19 protein-coding genes are annotated in these 15,280 nt (G+C 71.3%); 17 read left to right on the top strand and 2 right to left on the bottom strand.

Translation table 11 applies throughout. The features are described from left to right. Positions 1-418: 418 nt before the first annotated feature. From ACYVJ0_RS04315 to ACYVJ0_RS04345, 7 genes are all read left to right on the top strand, one after another. Positions 419-889, top strand: a complete 471-nt coding sequence (locus ACYVJ0_RS04315; protein ID WP_460816229.1) for a glycosyltransferase family 2 protein — start codon at positions 419-421, stop codon at positions 887-889. Between the two features lie 177 nt (positions 890-1,066). Beyond that, positions 1,067-1,636, top strand: a complete 570-nt coding sequence (locus tag ACYVJ0_RS04320) for a hypothetical protein (protein ID WP_460816231.1) — start codon at positions 1,067-1,069, stop codon at positions 1,634-1,636. Between the two features lie 84 nt (positions 1,637-1,720). Further along, the gene (locus tag ACYVJ0_RS04325) at positions 1,721-1,930 is read left to right on the top strand and encodes a helix-turn-helix domain-containing protein (RefSeq protein ID WP_460816233.1); all 210 of its coding nucleotides are present in this window, start codon (positions 1,721-1,723) and stop codon (positions 1,928-1,930) included. A gap of 138 nt (positions 1,931-2,068) precedes the next feature. Continuing rightward, complete coding sequence (locus ACYVJ0_RS04330; RefSeq protein WP_003792170.1) at positions 2,069-2,167, top strand: 30S ribosomal protein bS22; 99 nt, start codon at positions 2,069-2,071, stop codon at positions 2,165-2,167. Positions 2,168-2,272: 105 nt separating this feature from the next. Then, complete coding sequence (locus ACYVJ0_RS04335; RefSeq protein WP_449854866.1) at positions 2,273-2,569, top strand: rhodanese-like domain-containing protein; 297 nt, start codon at positions 2,273-2,275, stop codon at positions 2,567-2,569. A gap of 7 nt (positions 2,570-2,576) precedes the next feature. Next, positions 2,577-2,849, top strand: a complete 273-nt coding sequence (locus ACYVJ0_RS04340; protein ID WP_460816234.1) for a glutaredoxin family protein — start codon at positions 2,577-2,579, stop codon at positions 2,847-2,849. Then, positions 2,846-3,145 carry a Dabb family protein gene (locus tag ACYVJ0_RS04345; protein ID WP_449854864.1) on the top strand — a complete coding sequence of 100 codons (300 nt, stop codon included), beginning with the start codon at positions 2,846-2,848 and terminating at the stop codon, positions 3,143-3,145. Before ACYVJ0_RS04340 ends, ACYVJ0_RS04345 begins: the two co-directional genes overlap by 4 nt. A gap of 333 nt (positions 3,146-3,478) precedes the next feature. On the opposite strand, the gene aspS is transcribed toward ACYVJ0_RS04345, so the two are convergent. Continuing rightward, positions 3,479-5,260: an aspartate--tRNA ligase gene (gene aspS / locus ACYVJ0_RS04350; RefSeq protein ID WP_460816236.1), complete on the bottom strand. Its 1,782-nt coding sequence runs from the start codon at positions 5,258-5,260 to the stop codon at positions 3,479-3,481. A gap of 210 nt (positions 5,261-5,470) precedes the next feature. Between aspS and ACYVJ0_RS04355 the strand changes: the two genes are divergently transcribed. The 5 genes from ACYVJ0_RS04355 to ACYVJ0_RS04375 all read left to right on the top strand — a co-directional run bounded on the left by ACYVJ0_RS04355 (position 5,471) and on the right by ACYVJ0_RS04375 (position 10,180). Beyond that, positions 5,471-6,421, top strand: coding sequence for a DUF368 domain-containing protein (locus ACYVJ0_RS04355; protein ID WP_460816238.1), 951 nt, complete (start codon positions 5,471-5,473; stop codon positions 6,419-6,421). 99 nt (positions 6,422-6,520) lie between these two features. Next, positions 6,521-7,210 carry a DedA family protein gene (locus ACYVJ0_RS04360; RefSeq protein WP_460816240.1) on the top strand — a complete coding sequence of 230 codons (690 nt, stop codon included), beginning with the start codon at positions 6,521-6,523 and terminating at the stop codon, positions 7,208-7,210. A gap of 77 nt (positions 7,211-7,287) precedes the next feature. After that, the gene (locus ACYVJ0_RS04365; RefSeq protein ID WP_460816241.1) at positions 7,288-8,628 is read left to right on the top strand and encodes a sensor histidine kinase; all 1,341 of its coding nucleotides are present in this window, start codon (positions 7,288-7,290) and stop codon (positions 8,626-8,628) included. After that, positions 8,616-9,320 (top strand): response regulator, encoded by a 705-nt coding sequence (locus ACYVJ0_RS04370; protein WP_460816243.1) that lies wholly within the window; start codon positions 8,616-8,618, stop codon positions 9,318-9,320. Before ACYVJ0_RS04365 ends, ACYVJ0_RS04370 begins: the two co-directional genes overlap by 13 nt. Beyond that, the gene (locus tag ACYVJ0_RS04375) at positions 9,317-10,180 is read left to right on the top strand and encodes a hypothetical protein (protein WP_460816245.1); all 864 of its coding nucleotides are present in this window, start codon (positions 9,317-9,319) and stop codon (positions 10,178-10,180) included. Before ACYVJ0_RS04370 ends, ACYVJ0_RS04375 begins: the two co-directional genes overlap by 4 nt. A 387-nt stretch (positions 10,181-10,567) precedes the next feature. Here ACYVJ0_RS04375 and ACYVJ0_RS04380 read toward each other — a convergent pair whose 3' ends face one another. Next, positions 10,568-10,939 (bottom strand): DUF3054 domain-containing protein, encoded by a 372-nt coding sequence (locus tag ACYVJ0_RS04380; protein WP_460816247.1) that lies wholly within the window; start codon positions 10,937-10,939, stop codon positions 10,568-10,570. A gap of 50 nt (positions 10,940-10,989) precedes the next feature. On the opposite strand from ACYVJ0_RS04380, the gene ACYVJ0_RS04385 reads away from it, so the two are divergent. The 5 genes from ACYVJ0_RS04385 to resB all read left to right on the top strand — a co-directional run bounded on the left by ACYVJ0_RS04385 (position 10,990) and on the right by resB (position 15,151). After that, positions 10,990-11,403, top strand: coding sequence for a DUF2255 family protein (locus ACYVJ0_RS04385; RefSeq protein WP_460816249.1), 414 nt, complete (start codon positions 10,990-10,992; stop codon positions 11,401-11,403). A 23-nt stretch (positions 11,404-11,426) separates the two neighbouring features. Next, positions 11,427-12,053 carry a histidine phosphatase family protein gene (locus ACYVJ0_RS04390; protein WP_449854855.1) on the top strand — a complete coding sequence of 209 codons (627 nt, stop codon included), beginning with the start codon at positions 11,427-11,429 and terminating at the stop codon, positions 12,051-12,053. A gap of 69 nt (positions 12,054-12,122) precedes the next feature. Beyond that, positions 12,123-12,719, top strand: coding sequence for a TlpA family protein disulfide reductase (locus ACYVJ0_RS04395; protein ID WP_449854854.1), 597 nt, complete (start codon positions 12,123-12,125; stop codon positions 12,717-12,719). A 25-nt stretch (positions 12,720-12,744) separates the two neighbouring features. Next, positions 12,745-13,503, top strand: a complete 759-nt coding sequence (locus ACYVJ0_RS04400) for a cytochrome c biogenesis CcdA family protein (protein ID WP_460816251.1) — start codon at positions 12,745-12,747, stop codon at positions 13,501-13,503. Next, a complete protein-coding gene (gene resB / locus ACYVJ0_RS04405; protein WP_460816253.1) occupies positions 13,484-15,151 on the top strand; it encodes a cytochrome c biogenesis protein ResB in 1,668 nt (555 codons plus the stop codon). The genes ACYVJ0_RS04400 and resB overlap by 20 nt, the downstream gene beginning before the upstream one ends. Positions 15,152-15,280: the final 129 nt, after the last annotated feature.

The following is a 15,280-nucleotide window of genomic DNA, read 5'->3' on the forward strand; positions in this document are numbered from 1 at the left end:
AAAGCAGGCTCACCCTCGTCGCTGACAACAGCCCCGAGGAGGTGACCGACACCAACCTCGAACTCAGCGCCTGAACCATCAACACGAAGGACCGAGCGCTACACCACCACCAGGGACTTGACCAGCCCCCGTGACAACTGCTGGTTCCGCCAGCCCTCGATCATCGCGTTGAAGACCTGCTCCTCAGGGTTCGCCAGCGCGACGTTCGAAGCTGAAGTGATCAGTCGAAGCGCCGCTGGAGAAGCCCCAAAGTCTTGCATTAGATGCAACAAAGTATGGGACAGTGCATCACCATGTCAACTCAGGACTCGGCATCCGCAAGATCGCGCTGTTATGGTCAGAGCAGTTCGGCACCGAACAAGACGAATAGGCGTCGTTTGCAAACGTGAACAGTTGCATTCACTGCAACACGCGATGGTTGCTCACCCGCATGTTCACGCTGGAGTACGGCTTCTGGTTCGACTACATGCTCTCGGGCCTCGACGCGTCGCGCCTGCCGCTGCCGCTGCCGCTCGGCGGCACCTCCAACCACTTCCGCGTGGACGGGCTCAAGCGGCTGGGCGGCTGGGATCCGTACAACGTCACGGAGGACGCCGACCTCGGCATCCGCGCCGCCGCGCTCGGCTGGCGCGTGGGCGTGATCGACTCCGTCACCTTCGAGGAGGCCAACACCTCGATCCCCAACTTCATCCGCCAGCGCAGCCGGTGGATCAAGGGGTACATGCAGACCTCGCTCGTGCACGCCCGCAACCCCATGGTGCTCATCCGCCGGGCGGGGCTCGTGCCGTTCCTCGCCTTCGCGCTGCTGATCGCCGGTACCCCGCTGACGTTCCTCGGGGTGATCCCGTCGTACCTCGCCACTCTGGCTCCGCGACGCCCCGCTGGATGAGCTCATCCCCTATTGGGTGATGTGGACGCTGCTGTTCAACTTCCTCATCGGCAACGTGCTCATGGTCTACGTCAACATGATGGGGCCGTTCAAGCGCGGCCAGTTCCACCTCGTGCCGTGGGCGCTGCTGAACCCCGTGTACTGGATCCTGCACTCGATCGCGTCGTACAAGGTGCTGTGGCAGCTGGTCACGCGCCCGCACTACTGGGCTGGATCGACGCGGGCCTGGAGGCGCCCGCCGAGACGCCGCTGGCGCCCGAGGAGCGCATGGCGGCGGTGCTGGCCGTCACGGGGCAGGCGCGCTGGAACGGCATCGTCGTGGCCGGCTATGCCGAGAACGCGCGCGCATCCGGCAGGGACGACATGCAGGTCGCCGCGCAGGAGCAGGCCTTCTACGACGCCGTGATCACGGCCGAGGCGTACCCGCACCTGCGCACGATCGTCGACGTGGGCGTGTTCGTCTCGCCGTTCGATCCGTTCCGCTGGGCCTTCGAGCGCACCCTCGACGGCATCGAGTCGTACATCGCGGGGCTCGATCGCGGCGAGCCGCACCGGCTGGAGGACGCGCTCGACCCGGTCGACGATCTCGACGTCGCCGACGACAAGCGCTACCGCGCCGCCGCGAAGGCCGCGGCCGACGCCCGGAAGGCGGTGCTGCAGGCCGAGAAGGCGCTGCGCCAGGCGCGCAAGGCGCAGCGGCAGGCGCTCGCGGAGGCCCGGGAGCGCCGCACGAAGGCCGCCGATTGAGGCCACAGAAACCACATAGGTTTACACGCATCCCTCGCACCCCCTAAAGTGAGGGGACCGAAGAGCCGGGAGGGGAATCCAGGGATGGCTGAGCTGCCGGATGTGCGCTTTCTGACGGTGGCCGAAGTCGCCGACATCATGCGTGTGTCGAAGATGACGGTCTACCGTCTCGTGCACTCCGGAGAGCTGCCCGCGGTGCGTTTCGGCCGCAGCTACCGCGTGCCGGAGACGGCGGTCAGCGCCGCGCTGCAGCAGCCGTTCGTCGCCGACGACCGCGTCGCCGACGCGGGCTGAGCCGTCGCCTGGGTGCCTCCCGAAAGCGGGGCGCGCCTCATGAGCTAGAATGCTCTGAGGCACTTTTCCTGCCGTGACCTTTTCGGGCTCCGGCGCCAGCTGGTGCCGTGCATCCAACCCTGACTTAGCGAGGTTCCCGTGGGTTCTGTCATCAAGAAGCGCCGCAAGCGCATGGCGAAGAAGAAGCACCGCAAGCTGCTTCGCAAGACTCGCCACCAGCGCCGCAACAAGAAGTAAGCGGCACGTCCAAAGCGCCGGCTCCGTCTCGACGGGCCGGCGTTTCTGGTTCCCGGATCCGGTCCGTCCCGGCCCGCGCCGCCGCGGACCTGCGAGGATGGACGCATGAACGAGATCTCGGTCCAGGAGCTTCACGCGGCGGCGGGGGAGCAGCCGCTCATCGATGTGCGGGAGGCGGACGAGTTCGCCGCCGGCCACGTGCCGGGCGCCGTGAACATCCCGCTCTCCGAGCTGGGCGAGCGCCTGCACGAGCTGCCCGCCGAGCCGTTCGCCCTCATCTGCGAGGTCGGCGGCCGCTCCGGTCGTGCGTGCGCGGCGCTGGAGCCGCGCGGCTACGAGGTGACGAACGTCGCCGGCGGCACGAGCGCGTGGCGCGCGGCGGGCTATCCCGTCGAGAAGTGAGGCCGTCGTGACCGATCTGACGATCCTCACCAAGCCCGACTGCCACCTCTGCGACGTCGCGCGCGAGGTCGTCGAGCAGACCCTCGCGGAGCTGCCGGACGACGTCGCCGACGCCGTCGAGGTCACCGAGGTGTCGATCCTCGACGACGAGGCGCTCTACGCGCGGTGGTGGGAGAAGATCCCCGTCGTGCTCATCGACGGCAAGCTGCACGGACACTGGCGCGTCTCCCCCGACCGCCTGAGGAGCGCGCTCGAGGGCGCGGCGAAGGAGACCGCATGATCCGCCACATCGTCATGTTCACCCTGAACGGGCAGACGCAGGAGGAGAAGAACGCGCAGATCCTCGAGGTCGCCACGCGGCTCGAGGGCCTCGTGGGCGTCGTGCCCGGCCTGCGCACCATGAACGTCTACGCGAACGTCGTCGACGTGCCGGGCAACCACGACATCACGCTCGTGGCGCACTTCGACGACGAGGAAGCGCTGCGCGGCTACCTCACCCACCCCGCGCACGTCGAGGTCGCGGAGTACATCGGCTCGATCCGCACGGATCGCGCCGCGATCGACATCGACCTCTGACGCCCCGATCTTGATCTGCGCCGCTCGGGCTGTTTTTCTTTTTTGAATCTGCGCCGCTCGGGCACCCGCTTCGCGGGTACCGCTCGCGCTTCGCGCTCGCACAGTGACCGGTTTCTGTGGAGGGATGCCCGACCGGTTGCACTCATCGGTTGCTGAACGGAGCGCCGCAGGCGCGGAGATGAAGCGACCAGCGCAGCCGTCAATGGACTTGCGGGGGTCGCTTCATCTTCGTTCGCTGACGCTCACTTCGTTCAGCAACCGTGGGGTTCCACCGATCGGTTGCTGAACGAAGGCGCGAAGCGCCGAAGATGACGCGACCGGCGCAGGCGTGCCTCAGGCCTCGGCGGGCTCGGGCGTCGCGTCGACGCCGGCCTCCTTGCGCTGCTCGGGCGTGATCGGCGCGGGCGCCTCGGTGAGCGGGTCGAAGCCGCCGCCCGACTTCGGGAACGCGATGACCTCGCGGATCGAGTCGGTCTTCGTGAGGTGCTGCAGGATCCGGTCCATGCCCAGCGCGATGCCGCCGTGGGGCGGGGCGCCGAACGCGAAGGCGTCGAGCAGGAAGCCGAACTTCTCCTGCGCCTGCTCGTCGGTGATGCCCATCACGTTGAAGACGCGCTTCTGGATGTCCTCGCGGTGGATGCGGATCGATCCGCCGCCCAGCTCCGATCCGTTGCAGACGATGTCGTACGCGTAGGCGAGCGCCGATCCGGGATCGGTGTCGAAGGTGTCCTCGAACTCGGGCTTGGGGCCCGTGAAGGCGTGGTGCACGGCGGTCCACTCGCCCGCGCCGACGGCCACGTCGCCCGAGGCCACGGCGACGCCCGCCGGCTCGAACATCGGGGCGTCGACGACCCACGTGAACGCGAACGTGTCGGGGTCGAGCAGACCCAGGCGGCGGCCGATCTCGACGCGCGCGGCGCCGAGCAGGGCGCGCGAGTCCTTCGTCGAACCGGCGGCGAAGAAGGCGCAGTCGCCCGGCTTCGCGCCGACGAGCTCCATGAGCCCGGCCTGCTCGGCCTCGGAGAGGTTCTTGGCGACGGGGCCGCCGAGCGTGCCGTCCTCGTTGAAGAGCACGTACGCCAGGCCGCGGGCGCCGCGCTGCTTGGCCCACTCCTGCCACGCGTCGAGCGTCTTGCGCGGCTGGCTCGTGCCGCCGGGCATGACGACCGCGCCGACGTACTCGGCCTGGAAGACGCGGAACGGGGTGTTCGCGAAGTACTCCGTCGCCTCGACGAGCTCGAGGCCGAAGCGCAGGTCGGGCTTGTCCGATCCGTACTTCGCCATGGCCTCGGCGTACGTCATCCGCGGCAGCGGGGTCGGCACGTCCACGCCGATGGTCGCCCACATCGCGCGGATCACGGACTCCGTCATCTCGATGACGTCCTCCTGGTCGACGAAGCTCATCTCGATGTCGAGCTGCGTGAACTCCGGCTGGCGGTCGGCGCGGAAGTCCTCGTCGCGGTAGCAGCGCGCGATCTGGAAGTACTTCTCGACGCCGCCGACCATGAGCAGCTGCTTGAACAGCTGCGGCGACTGCGGCAGGGCGTACCAGCTGCCGGGGTGCAGGCGCGCGGGCACGAGGAAGTCGCGGGCGCCCTCGGGCGTCGAGCGGGTGAGCGTGGGGGTCTCGACCTCCACGAACTCGCGCTCGTGCAGCACGTCGCGGATGGCCTTGTACACCTGCGAGCGCAGGCGGATCGCGTGCGCGGGGCCCTGGCGGCGCAGGTCGAGGTAGCGGTGGCGCAGGCGCACCTCCTCGCCGATCGGGTCGGTCTCGGCAAGTCCCGACGAGACCGGGAACGGCAGGGGAGCGGACTCGTTGAGCACCACCACGTCGGCCGCGATGAGCTCGACCTCGCCCGTGGGGAGGTTGGCGTTCTCGTTGCCCGCGGGGCGCTTCGACACCTCGCCGGTCACCTGCAGCACGAACTCGCTGCGCAGCGGGTGCGCCACCTCCTCGTCGCGGATGACGACCTGGGCGATGCCCGACGCGTCGCGCAGATCGATGAAGGCGACACCGCCGTGATCGCGCCGGCGATCCACCCACCCGGTGAGGGTGACGGTCTGGCCGATGTGCTCGGCTCGCAGGGAGCCGGCGGTGTGGGTGCGCAGCACGGAGGTTCCTCCTGGGTTCTTGCGGGACGCGTCAAGTCTAGGCGGGCGGGCGCGGGCCCGAGCGTGACGACCGGCATCGGCGCCCCCGCGCGCGCCGGAGTCGTGCCGGCATGGAGGAGGCCCCCGCCGGAAGCGGGGGTTGATCCCAGGGGAACGCGAGGCGGGCGCCGGTAGTGTCGTGCTCTGAAGTCCGGCACCCGAAGGGAAGCGATGTCCGCCACCGCACTCGATCGACGATCGGGGATCCTGCAGAGCCCGCTCAACCTCCTGCGCGGCTTCCTCATCGGCATGGCCGAGCTGGTGCCGGGCGTCTCGGGCGGCACGGTCGCGCTCGTGACGGGCGTCTACGAGCGCGCGCTGAACTCGGCGACGGCGCTCGGCGGCGCCTTCGTGGCGCTCGCCAAGGGGCCGGATCGGCGAGCCGGCTTCCGGCGCCGCATCGGCGATGTCGACTGGTGGCTCATCCTGCCCGCCCTCGTCGGCATGGCGGCGGCGGTGCTGTTCGCCGCCGGCGCGGTGGAGGCGCTCGTCTCCGCGAACCCCGAGAACGCGCGCGGACTGTTCTTCGGCCTCGTCGCCGCGAGCCTCGTCGTGCCGCTGCGGATGCTGCCGGCGCGGACGGAACGCGGGGCGGGGCGGATCGCGGACGTCGCGGCGGTCGTCGTCGCGGCGGTCGTCGCGTTCGTGCTGGTCGGCTTCGCGTCGAACACGACGCTCGAGGACCCGCAGCTCTGGTTCGTCTTCGTCGCGGCGGCCGTGGCGGTGTGCGCGCTCGTGATCCCGGGCGTCTCCGGGTCGTTCTTCCTGCTGGCGATCGGCCTGTACTCGCCCACCCTGCAGGCGGTGGACCAGCGCGACCTCGGGTACATCGCCGTCTTCGGGCTGGGCGCGATCGTCGGGCTCCTCACCATCGTGAAGGGCATCTCGGTGCTGCTCACCCGCGCCCGCCGCGTGACGCTGCTGGTGATGTTCGGGCTCATGCTGGGGTCGCTGCGCGCGCTGTGGCCCTGGCAGGGCGGCGCCGGCGGCGACGAGGGGCACGGCGTGCTGCTGGCGCCGACCGACCCGCTCGCGCCGGTGCTCCTGGCGGTCGCCGGCGCCGCGGCCGTGCTGGCCCTCGTCACGCTGGAGGCGCGCGCCACCCGGCGCGCCGCGCGCTGAGCGGCCACCCCCACGCCCCTTTCGGGGGACACCCCCAGGGGCGGGCGGGGTGCCGGTCGGTAGGGTCGACGGGGCGGATCGCGCGACGAAAGGCCCTGCATGCACGCACTCCAGACGACGACCTCCTCGGGATCCGAGGGGTGGCTGTCGGGACTGGTCGACTGGCTCGTCGGCCTCATGGATGTCATCGGCCCGGCCGGCGCCGGCATCGCGATCGCCGCGGAGAACCTCTTCCCGCCCATCCCGAGCGAGGCGATCCTGCCGCTGGCGGGCCTGGCCGCGCAGCGCGGGTCCTTCCCGCTGTGGGAGGCGATCCTGTGGACGACGGCCGGCTCGCTCGTCGGCGCCCTGCTGCTCTACGGGATCGGCGCGCTCGTCGGGGTGGGGCGCCTCGTGTGGGTCGCCGAGCGGGTGCCGCTGCTGCACGCCGAGGACGTGCACCGCACCGTCGCGTGGTTCGAGAGGCACGGCCCCGTCGCGGTGTTCTTCGGGCGGTTCGTGCCGATCTTCCGCAGCCTCATCTCGATCCCGGCGGGCGTCGTGCGCATGCCGATCTGGAAGTTCCTGCTCTACACGGGCGCGGGAAGCCTGATCTGGAACACGATCTTCGTGCTCGTCGGCTGGTACCTGGGCGAGTCGTGGCACATCGTCGAGCAGTACATGGACATCGCGCAGAACGTCGTGGTGGTCGTCGTGATCGTGGCGGTCGCCCTGTTCGTGTGGCTGCGCGTGCGCCAGCTGCTGCGCGCGCGGCGCGACGGATCGGAGAACGGCCCCTCCGCCGAGTGACCGCGGGGGATATCCCCCCGCCGGATCGGGCGGAGCGCCCCGCTGTGCGGCGGTCGCCGGAACCCTAGCGTGGAACCATGATCTCGACCACCACGCCATCCGGCGACACCGGAGCCCCCGCGGCGCCGGCCGTCCCCCCGGCGCCCGCGCCGGTCACCGGCGCGGTGCGCACGACCCCCGCGCCGCGCTCGATCGCCTCGCCCCTGGCGATCCTCGGCGCCATCGCCCACCTCGCGTTCATCGGCTTCTGGGGCGCCGCCGTCTTCACCGTGCTCGGCATCCTCTTCGCCGTGGGCTTCGGGTTGCTCGTCTTCGTCGTGGGCGCGATCCTGCTGCTCGGCTTCGTCTACGGCCTCTACGCCGCGGCGTTCCTCGAGACCGCCAGAGTCGAGGGCCTGTACGGCTTCGGGCTGCCGATGCTCAAGGCGCGCCGCTCGCCCAAGCGCGGCTTCGGCGGGTTCCTGCACACCATCTGGCTGCAGTTCATCGACGGCGGCATGTGGCGCGCGATCGCCCACCTCGTCGTCGCGTCGATCCTCGGCTGGATCGCGTGGGCCGCCTTCGGGCTCCTCGTCGCCGCGGCCACGGGCGCCTTCGCGCCGCTGTACGTGACCGACGGGGCCGTGGAGATCGAGCGCTGGAGCATCGACGTCGCGTGGACGCCCCTCGCCGGCATCCTGCTCTCCCTGCTGGCGCTCGCGGTGCTCGTGGGCCTGGCCCTGCTGCACGGCGTGCTCTCGCGCGTGCTGATCGCCCCCATCCGCGAGGCCCAGCTCACGGCCCAGGCGCGCGACGCCGCCACACAGCGGCAGGGCGCGATCCGCGCCGGCGAGCTCGAGCGCACCCGCATCGAGCGCGATCTGCACGACGGCGTCCAGCCGCGGCTCGTCTCGGTGGGCATGACGCTCGGCATGGCGCAGAACAAGATCGACACCGATCCGGAGGCCGCCAAGCAGCTCATCTCCGAGGCGCACACCTCCACGAAGGCGGCCATCACAGAGCTGCGCCAGCTCGCCCGCGGCATCCACGCCTCGGTGCTCGACGACCGCGGCCTCGACGCGGCCCTGTCGGCCCTCGCCTCGCGCTCGCACATCCCGGTGCACCTCGACGTGGGCATGGACGTGCGGGCCGGGCGCGACGCCGAGGCGGCCGTGTACTTCGCGATCGCCGAGAGCCTCACGAACGCGGCCAAGCACTCCCGGGCCACCGAGGCGCGCGTCGTCGTGCGCTCCCGTCCCGAGCAGGGCGTGCTGTGGGCCCGCGTCGAGGACGACGGGATCGGCGGCGCCCGCGTCATCCCCGGCGGCGGCCTCGACGGCATCAGCAACCGGGTCACCGCACTCGGCGGCACGGCGCGGCTCGACAGCCCGCAGGGCGGCCCCACGTCACTGGAGGTGAGCGTGCCATGCGCATCCTGATCGTCGAGGACTCCGTCCTGCTGCGGGAGGGGCTCGTGCGTCTGCTCGAGGACGCCGGCCACGAGGTGGTCGCCGCCCTCACCGACGCCCGCGACGTCGTGGACGAGGTCGACCGCACCGAGCCGGAGCTGTGCATCCTGGACGTGCGGCTGCCGCCCACGTTCACGGACGAGGGCATCCGCGCCGCGCTCGAGCTGCGCCGACGCGACCCCAGGCTGGCCGTGCTCGTCTTCTCGCAGTACGTCGAGGAGCGCTACGCCAGCGACCTCATCGCCCAGCCCGGCGGCGCCGTCGGCTACCTGCTGAAGGACCGCGTCACCGACGTGGCCGACTTCCTCGAGTCGCTCGACCGGATCGCCGAGGGGGCGACGGTGCTCGACCCCGAGGTCGTCGCACAGCTGCTCACGCGGCGGGCGCGCGACGAGAAGATGCAGCGGCTCACCGAGCGCGAGCGCCAGGTGCTCTCGCTCATCGCCGAGGGCCGCAACAACGCCGCCATCTCGCGCCTGCTGTTCATCAGCGCCGGCGCCGTCGAGAAGCACATCACCTCGATCTTCCAGAAGCTCGACCTCGACCAGGACGAGCAGGGCAACCGCCGCGTGCTGGCGGTGCTCGCCCACATCGAAGCGAACGGCGCGACCGGCCCCGTGGGGCCCGCGCCCGAGCGCGGACGGACAGGAACGGAACGATGACCACGCAGCTGACCCCTCCCCCCGTGACGCCGGAGAACCCGGCGCCGCAGAGCGAATCCACCCGCACCGGCACGCGCGCGCTCGCGATCACGGTCGCGGCGCTCGGTGCGCTGGGCCTCATCCTCTCGGCCGTGTTCACGTCCATCTCCACGGTGCGGCAGGCCACCCGCCCCGATCCCGTGTCGCAGTCGATCGGCAGCGTCGCGGGGGTCACCGGGATCGACATCGACATGTCGCGCGGTGACCTGCGGGTCACCTTCGGCGAGGGCGACGAGGTCTCGCTCGAGTCGACGTCGACCTCCGGTTCGGACTGGCGCCTCGAGCGCGAGGGCGATCGGATCGTCGTGGCCGACTCCGCGCCGTTCGACTGGAACATCGGCTGGAACTGGGGCTGGATCGGCGACGAGAACGCCGCCACGCTGACGCTGCCCGCCAGCCTCGAGGGCGTCGACCTCGACGTCGAGCTCGGCGCCGGTCAGGTGCTCGCCGACGGCGTGTTCGGCGAGGTCGGGCTCGACATCAGCGCCGGTCTGGCCGAGATCGAGGGCGAGGCCGACGCGCTCGACGTGACCATCGGCGCCGGGCAGGCCATCGTGGAGCTGGCGGACGTGCGCGACGTGACGTTCGACCTCGCCGCCGGACACGCCCGCGCCACGCTCACGGGCGAGGCGCCCGATCGCGTCGGCATCGAGGTGAGCGCCGGCGCCCTGGACCTCACCCTGCCCGACGCGCCCTACGCCGTCTCGACGGACGAGGAGGCCGGGCAGGTCGACACGAACAACCTCGAGCGGTCGTTCGACGCCCCGCGCACCGTGGAGGTGCAGGTCTCGGCCGGCCACGTCGACCTCCGCGCGGGCTGACCCGCTCCGTTCAGCAGCCGATTGGTGAAACTCACCGGTTGCTGAACGCAGTGAGCGTCAGCGAACGAAGATGAAGCGACCACAGCAACTCGACGACCGGTTGCGGTGGTCGCTTCATCTCCGCGGCCTCCGGCCGCTCCGTTCAGCAACCGGTGCGGTGCGACCCCGCGGTTGCTGAACGTAGTGAGCGGAGCGAACGAAGATGAAGCGACCACAGCAACTTCCGTTCGTCGACCGGAGGCGCGAAGCGCCGGAGCGGAGACGGGCCGAGCGAGCGAAGCGAGCCGAGGCCGTGGGTGCAGGCCTTGCTTTCGACTCCGCGCTTCGCGCTCCGCTCAAGCCGTCTCCGCTCGCTTCGCTCGGTCGACGACCGGTTGCGGTCTCGCTTCATCTCCGCGGCTGTCGCGCAGATCGCAAGAGCACGGCCAGCACCCGCCAGCCGACGAGGAACAGCAGCAGCGTCACGGCCGTGACGATCACGAAGGGCAGCGCGGTGCCGCCGCCGGTGAGGGCGCGCAGGATCATCCCGCCCGCGACCGTCACGGCCCACACCGGGAGCCCGCCGCGCAGGGGCTTCGCCGGCGCCCGCCACGCGAGCGTGGCGATCCAGCCGATCGCGAGCGCGGCGAGGAACGGCCACACCGCGGCGGCGAACGTCGGCAGCGTCAGGACGCCGTGGTGCTGCTCCACGCCGATCCAGGCGAAGATGACGACGAGGATCACGTCGGCGAGGAACGCGGCGGGCCACGGGAAGCGCATCTCTCGAGCGTACGGGCCCCGCGCCGCGCCGGCGCGGTAGCGTCGTCACCATGGCGTACGACGACGTGGTGAAGGTGCTGGACGAGACGCAGGTCGTCGCGATCGTGACGACCCGCCGGGCGGGGGATTCCGCCGCGACCGCGATCTGGTCGATGGTCGTCGACGGGGTGCCCTATGTGCGCTCCGCGTACGGCGAGCGGTCGTGGTGGTACAAGCACGTGGTCGCCGGCCGGCCCGTCGCGTTCGTCCTGGGCGACGGATCGGTCGCCGAGACCGACCGCGACGCCGCGCTCGCGCTGCCGCGCGAGGCCGTCACGCTCACGCGCGTGCCGGCGGACGATCCGGTGCAGGCGGCGATCACGGCCGAGGTGGAGCGCAAGTACGCCGCGTCGCCCCGCTCGTCGATCGACGCGACGATCGCCCCCGAGGCCGTCGCGTGCACGTTCCGGGTCGATCCGGCCTGAACGACGGCTCCTAGACTGGGAGCGTGACGGCAGCGCGCATCCACCTCGTGCGCCACGGCGAGGTGCACAACCCGCGGCGCGTGCTCTACGAGCGCATCGCGGGGTACCGGCTCAGCGAGGCCGGGCGCCTCATGGCGCGCGTGGCCGCCGAGCACGTGCAGTCGCTCGGGCGCCCCGTGTCGGCGCTCGTGTGCTCGCCGCTGGAGCGCACGCGCGAATCGGCCGAGCCGTTCGCCGAGATCTTCGGCCTCGTGGCGCAGCCGGACGAGCGGGTCGTCGAGCCGTGGAACGCGTTCGCCGGCAAGGTGATGCGCCGCGCGGTGCTGCGGCCCTGGAACTGGCACCACCTCATGCGCCCGTCGGTGCCGAGCTGGGGCGAGCCCTATGCCCTCATCGCCGCGCGGATGCGCGAGGCGATGGACGAGCTGTGGCACGAGCACGACGACGACGTCGTGGTGGTCTCGCACCAGGCGCCCATCTGGATCGCGCACCTGTCGGTGGCGGGGCTGCCGCTGCGGCACGATCCCCGCACCCGCCGGTGCGCGCTGTCGAGCGTGACGTCGTTCGAGCGCGTGGGCGATGTGTGGCGCGAGGTCGACTACGCCGAGCCGGCCACCCACGAGCGCTCGATCGACGTCGGCGCCGTGTAGACCCGACGACGACTGCGCGCTATCGGGCTTCACACAGGTCGCGCGGAGGGCGAAACGTAGGATGGTCGCGTGACTCGCCCCCGCCGGATCGCCGCTGCCGGAGCCGCCCTGCTGGCGCTCGCGACGCTCGCGGCGTGCGCGCCCGATCCGGTCACCGAGGACTACCTGAACGGCGAGAACAAGGGCTTCATCTCGAGCGACTTCCGCGTCGATCCGATCGCGCCGGAGGAGCGCGGCGAGCCCGTCGAGTGGGCGGGCGTCACGGAGGACGGCGAGGAGCTCTCGAGCGACGACGTGGCCGGCGATGTCGTCGTCGTCAACTTCTGGTACGCCGCGTGCGGCCCCTGCATCGTCGAGGCCCCCGACCTCGAGGCGGTGTGGCAGGAGTACCGCGACGAGGGCGTGTCGTTCGTGGGCGTCAACACGTACGACCAGGCCGACACCGCGCGCTCCTTCGCGCGCGACAACGGCGTGACCTACCCCAGCATCATCGACGTCAACACGGGCGACGTGAAGCTCGCCTTCGCGGCGGCCACGACCATCCAGGCCACGCCGACCACGCTCGTGCTCGACCGCGAGGGCCGCGTCGCGGCGCGCATCATCGGCCAGCTGGAGAGCCCGTCGATCCTGTCGACCCTCGTCGGCGAGACGCTGGCGGAATCGTGACCGCGCGGTCCGGATCGGGCCGCGCGTGAACGCCGGCTCCCTCGTCTTCGACGGCGCCCTGTGGGCGGCGCTGCCGATCGCCCTGCTCGCCGGCCTCATCTCGTTCCTCTCGCCGTGCGTGCTGCCCCTCGTGCCCGGCTACCTCGGCTTCGTCGCCGGCGCCGTCTCGCCGCAGACGCCGGCCGAGCGCGCCCCGCGCGGCCGGATGGTCGGCGGCGTGCTGCTGTTCATCGCCGGCTTCACCCTCGTGTTCGTCACGGTCATCGTGCTCGGCGGCCTCGCGGGCGGCGCCATGCAGCGCTTCAGCCTGCAGTGGGGCGACCTCGTCACCCGCATCCTCGGCGTCGTCATCATCGCGATGGGGCTGGTGTTCATCGGGATGTTCGGCGTCGCGCAGCGGATCGTCCGCCCGCAGGTGCGCGGCGGCCTCGGCCTCGTCGGGGCGCCGCTGCTGGGCATCGCGCTCGGCCTCGGCTGGGCGCCGTGCATCGGCCCGACGCTGTCGGCCATCATGTCGATCGCCTGGACCACGGGCGACGCCGGTCGCGCGGCGCTGCTCGGCGTGACGTACTCGCTGGGTCTCGGCATCCCGTTCCTGCTCGTCGCCCTCGGCTTCGGCTGGGCGACGCGCTCGCTCGCCTTCCTGCGCCGCCACATCCGCGTCGTCAACATCGTCGGCGGCGTGCTGCTGGTGATCCTCGGCCTGCTGATGGTCACGGGCGTGTGGACCATGATCATGTCTCGACTGCAGGGGGTGCTGACGAGTGTCCCGCTCCCGCTCTGAGGTGCAGGCCGATCCGCTCCGTCCGTCCGACCACGTGGACGGCGACGAGCCGGTGAACCAGCCGGCGCTCGGCCCGGTCGGCTGGCTGCGCTGGGCCTGGCGGCAGCTCACGAGCATGCGCACCGCGCTCGTGCTGCTGCTGCTGCTGGCGATCGCCGCCGTGCCGGGATCGATCTTCCCGCAGCGCATGGCCGACCCCAACGGCGTCGTGCAGTGGGAGGCCGAGAACCCCGACCTGTTCCCGGTGCTCGACGCGATCCAGATGTTCGACGTGTACCAGTCGCCCTGGTTCTCGGCCATCTACCTGCTGCTGTTCGTCTCGCTGATCGGCTGCATCCTGCCGCGCACCAAGCACCACGCCAAAGCGCTGCGCTCGCGCCCGCCCCGCACCCCGGCGCGCCTGGGCCGGCTCGCGGATCACCGTGCCGAGACGCTCGAGGACGCCGACGCGGCCGCGGCGGTGGCCCTCGCCGAGCGCCAGCTGAAGGCGGCCGGCTACCGCGTGCAGCGCTACGACGACGAGCGCCGCGGCACCCGATCCGTGTCCGCCGAGCGCGGCTACCTGCGCGAGACGGGCAACCTGCTCTTCCACGCCGCGCTCGTGGGCGTGCTCGTGACCGTGGGCGTGGGCGGCGGCTTCGCCTACACGGGCCAGCGCGTGGTGGTGGAGGGGACGACGTTCGTCAACTCGCTGCTGGACTACTCGTCCATGAACCGCGGCCGCTGGGTCTCGGACGACGCCCTCACCCCGTACGCCATGACGCTCGAGTCGTTCGACGTGACCTACCAGCCGCCCGGCACGAACGGCGCCGGCCAGGCGGGCGACTTCTCCGCGAACGTCTCGGTGCGCTACCCCGGCGGGGGCGAGGCCACCGAGGGCGCCGTGCGCGTGAACGACCCGCTCGAGGTGGGCGGCGACAGCATCTACCTGCTGGGCAACGGCTACGCCCCGACGATCCGGATCACGAACGCCGACGGCGAGGTCGTCTTCCACGACTCCGTCGCGTTCCTGCCGCAGGACAACAACCTCACCTCGCAGGGCGTCGTGAAGGTGGCCGACGGCATGCCCGAGCAGCTCGGCATGGTCGGCTTCTTCTATCCGACCGTGGGCGAGCTGACGACCGGGGCGCTCACCTCGATCTACGGCGACCTGCTCAACCCCGTGCTCACGCTCGACGTGTACGCGGGCGACCTGGGCATCGACGACGGCACGCCGCGCAACGTGTACACCCTCGACCCCACGGGCATGGATCGCCTGACGGGCGGCGACACGGGCGTGGAGTCGATCGAGCTCGCGCCGGGGGAGTCGCAGGAGCTGCCGAACGGCTGGGGCACGATCGAGTTCGTCGACGAGACGCCCGAGGGCTTCGACCCGGCGCTGGGCATGACGGAGTCGGTCAAGCGCTTCGCATCGCTGCAGATCCACTACGACGCCTCGGCGGTGTGGGTGCTCGTCTTCGCGGTGCTCGCGCTGCTGGGCCTGCTGACGGCGCTGTTCGTGCCGCGCCGGCGCGTGTGGGTGAAGGCGACGGCGGACGGCGACGCCGTGCGCATCGAGTACGCGGGTCTCGCACGCGGCGAGGATCCCGGCCTCGGCGCCGCCGTTGACCAGCTCGCCGAGAAGCACCTCGCCGCACTGCGCGACTGACGCGCGTTGCGCTGGTCGCTTCATCTCCGGCGCTGGCGCGCCTTCGTTCAGCAACCGATGAGTTCAGCCACAGCAAGCCACTCGCGATCAGACGGCAAGCCCGCTCCCAGATGCCCGAACGTAGGATGA

The sequence above is a fragment of the Microbacterium petrolearium genome, assembly GCF_054782875.1.

What these genes read in the sequence shown, in the direction of transcription:
- ACYVJ0_RS04335 (WP_449854866.1), top strand. Translation starts at nt 2,273, where the DNA reads ATGAACGAGATCTCGGTCCAGGAGCTTCACGCGGCGGCGGGGGAGCAG.
- ACYVJ0_RS04360 (WP_460816240.1), top strand. Translation starts at nt 6,521, where the DNA reads ATGCACGCACTCCAGACGACGACCTCCTCGGGATCCGAGGGGTGGCTG.
- ACYVJ0_RS04370 (WP_460816243.1), top strand. Translation starts at nt 8,616, where the DNA reads ATGCGCATCCTGATCGTCGAGGACTCCGTCCTGCTGCGGGAGGGGCTC.
- ACYVJ0_RS04345 (WP_449854864.1), top strand. Translation starts at nt 2,846, where the DNA reads ATGATCCGCCACATCGTCATGTTCACCCTGAACGGGCAGACGCAGGAG.
- ACYVJ0_RS04385 (WP_460816249.1), top strand. Translation starts at nt 10,990, where the DNA reads ATGGCGTACGACGACGTGGTGAAGGTGCTGGACGAGACGCAGGTCGTC.
- ACYVJ0_RS04380 (WP_460816247.1), bottom strand. Translation starts at nt 10,939, where the DNA reads ATGCGCTTCCCGTGGCCCGCCGCGTTCCTCGCCGACGTGATCCTCGTC.
- ACYVJ0_RS04365 (WP_460816241.1), top strand. Translation starts at nt 7,288, where the DNA reads ATGATCTCGACCACCACGCCATCCGGCGACACCGGAGCCCCCGCGGCG.
- ACYVJ0_RS04375 (WP_460816245.1), top strand. Translation starts at nt 9,317, where the DNA reads ATGACCACGCAGCTGACCCCTCCCCCCGTGACGCCGGAGAACCCGGCG.
- ACYVJ0_RS04355 (WP_460816238.1), top strand. Translation starts at nt 5,471, where the DNA reads ATGTCCGCCACCGCACTCGATCGACGATCGGGGATCCTGCAGAGCCCG.
- ACYVJ0_RS04325 (WP_460816233.1), top strand. Translation starts at nt 1,721, where the DNA reads ATGGCTGAGCTGCCGGATGTGCGCTTTCTGACGGTGGCCGAAGTCGCC.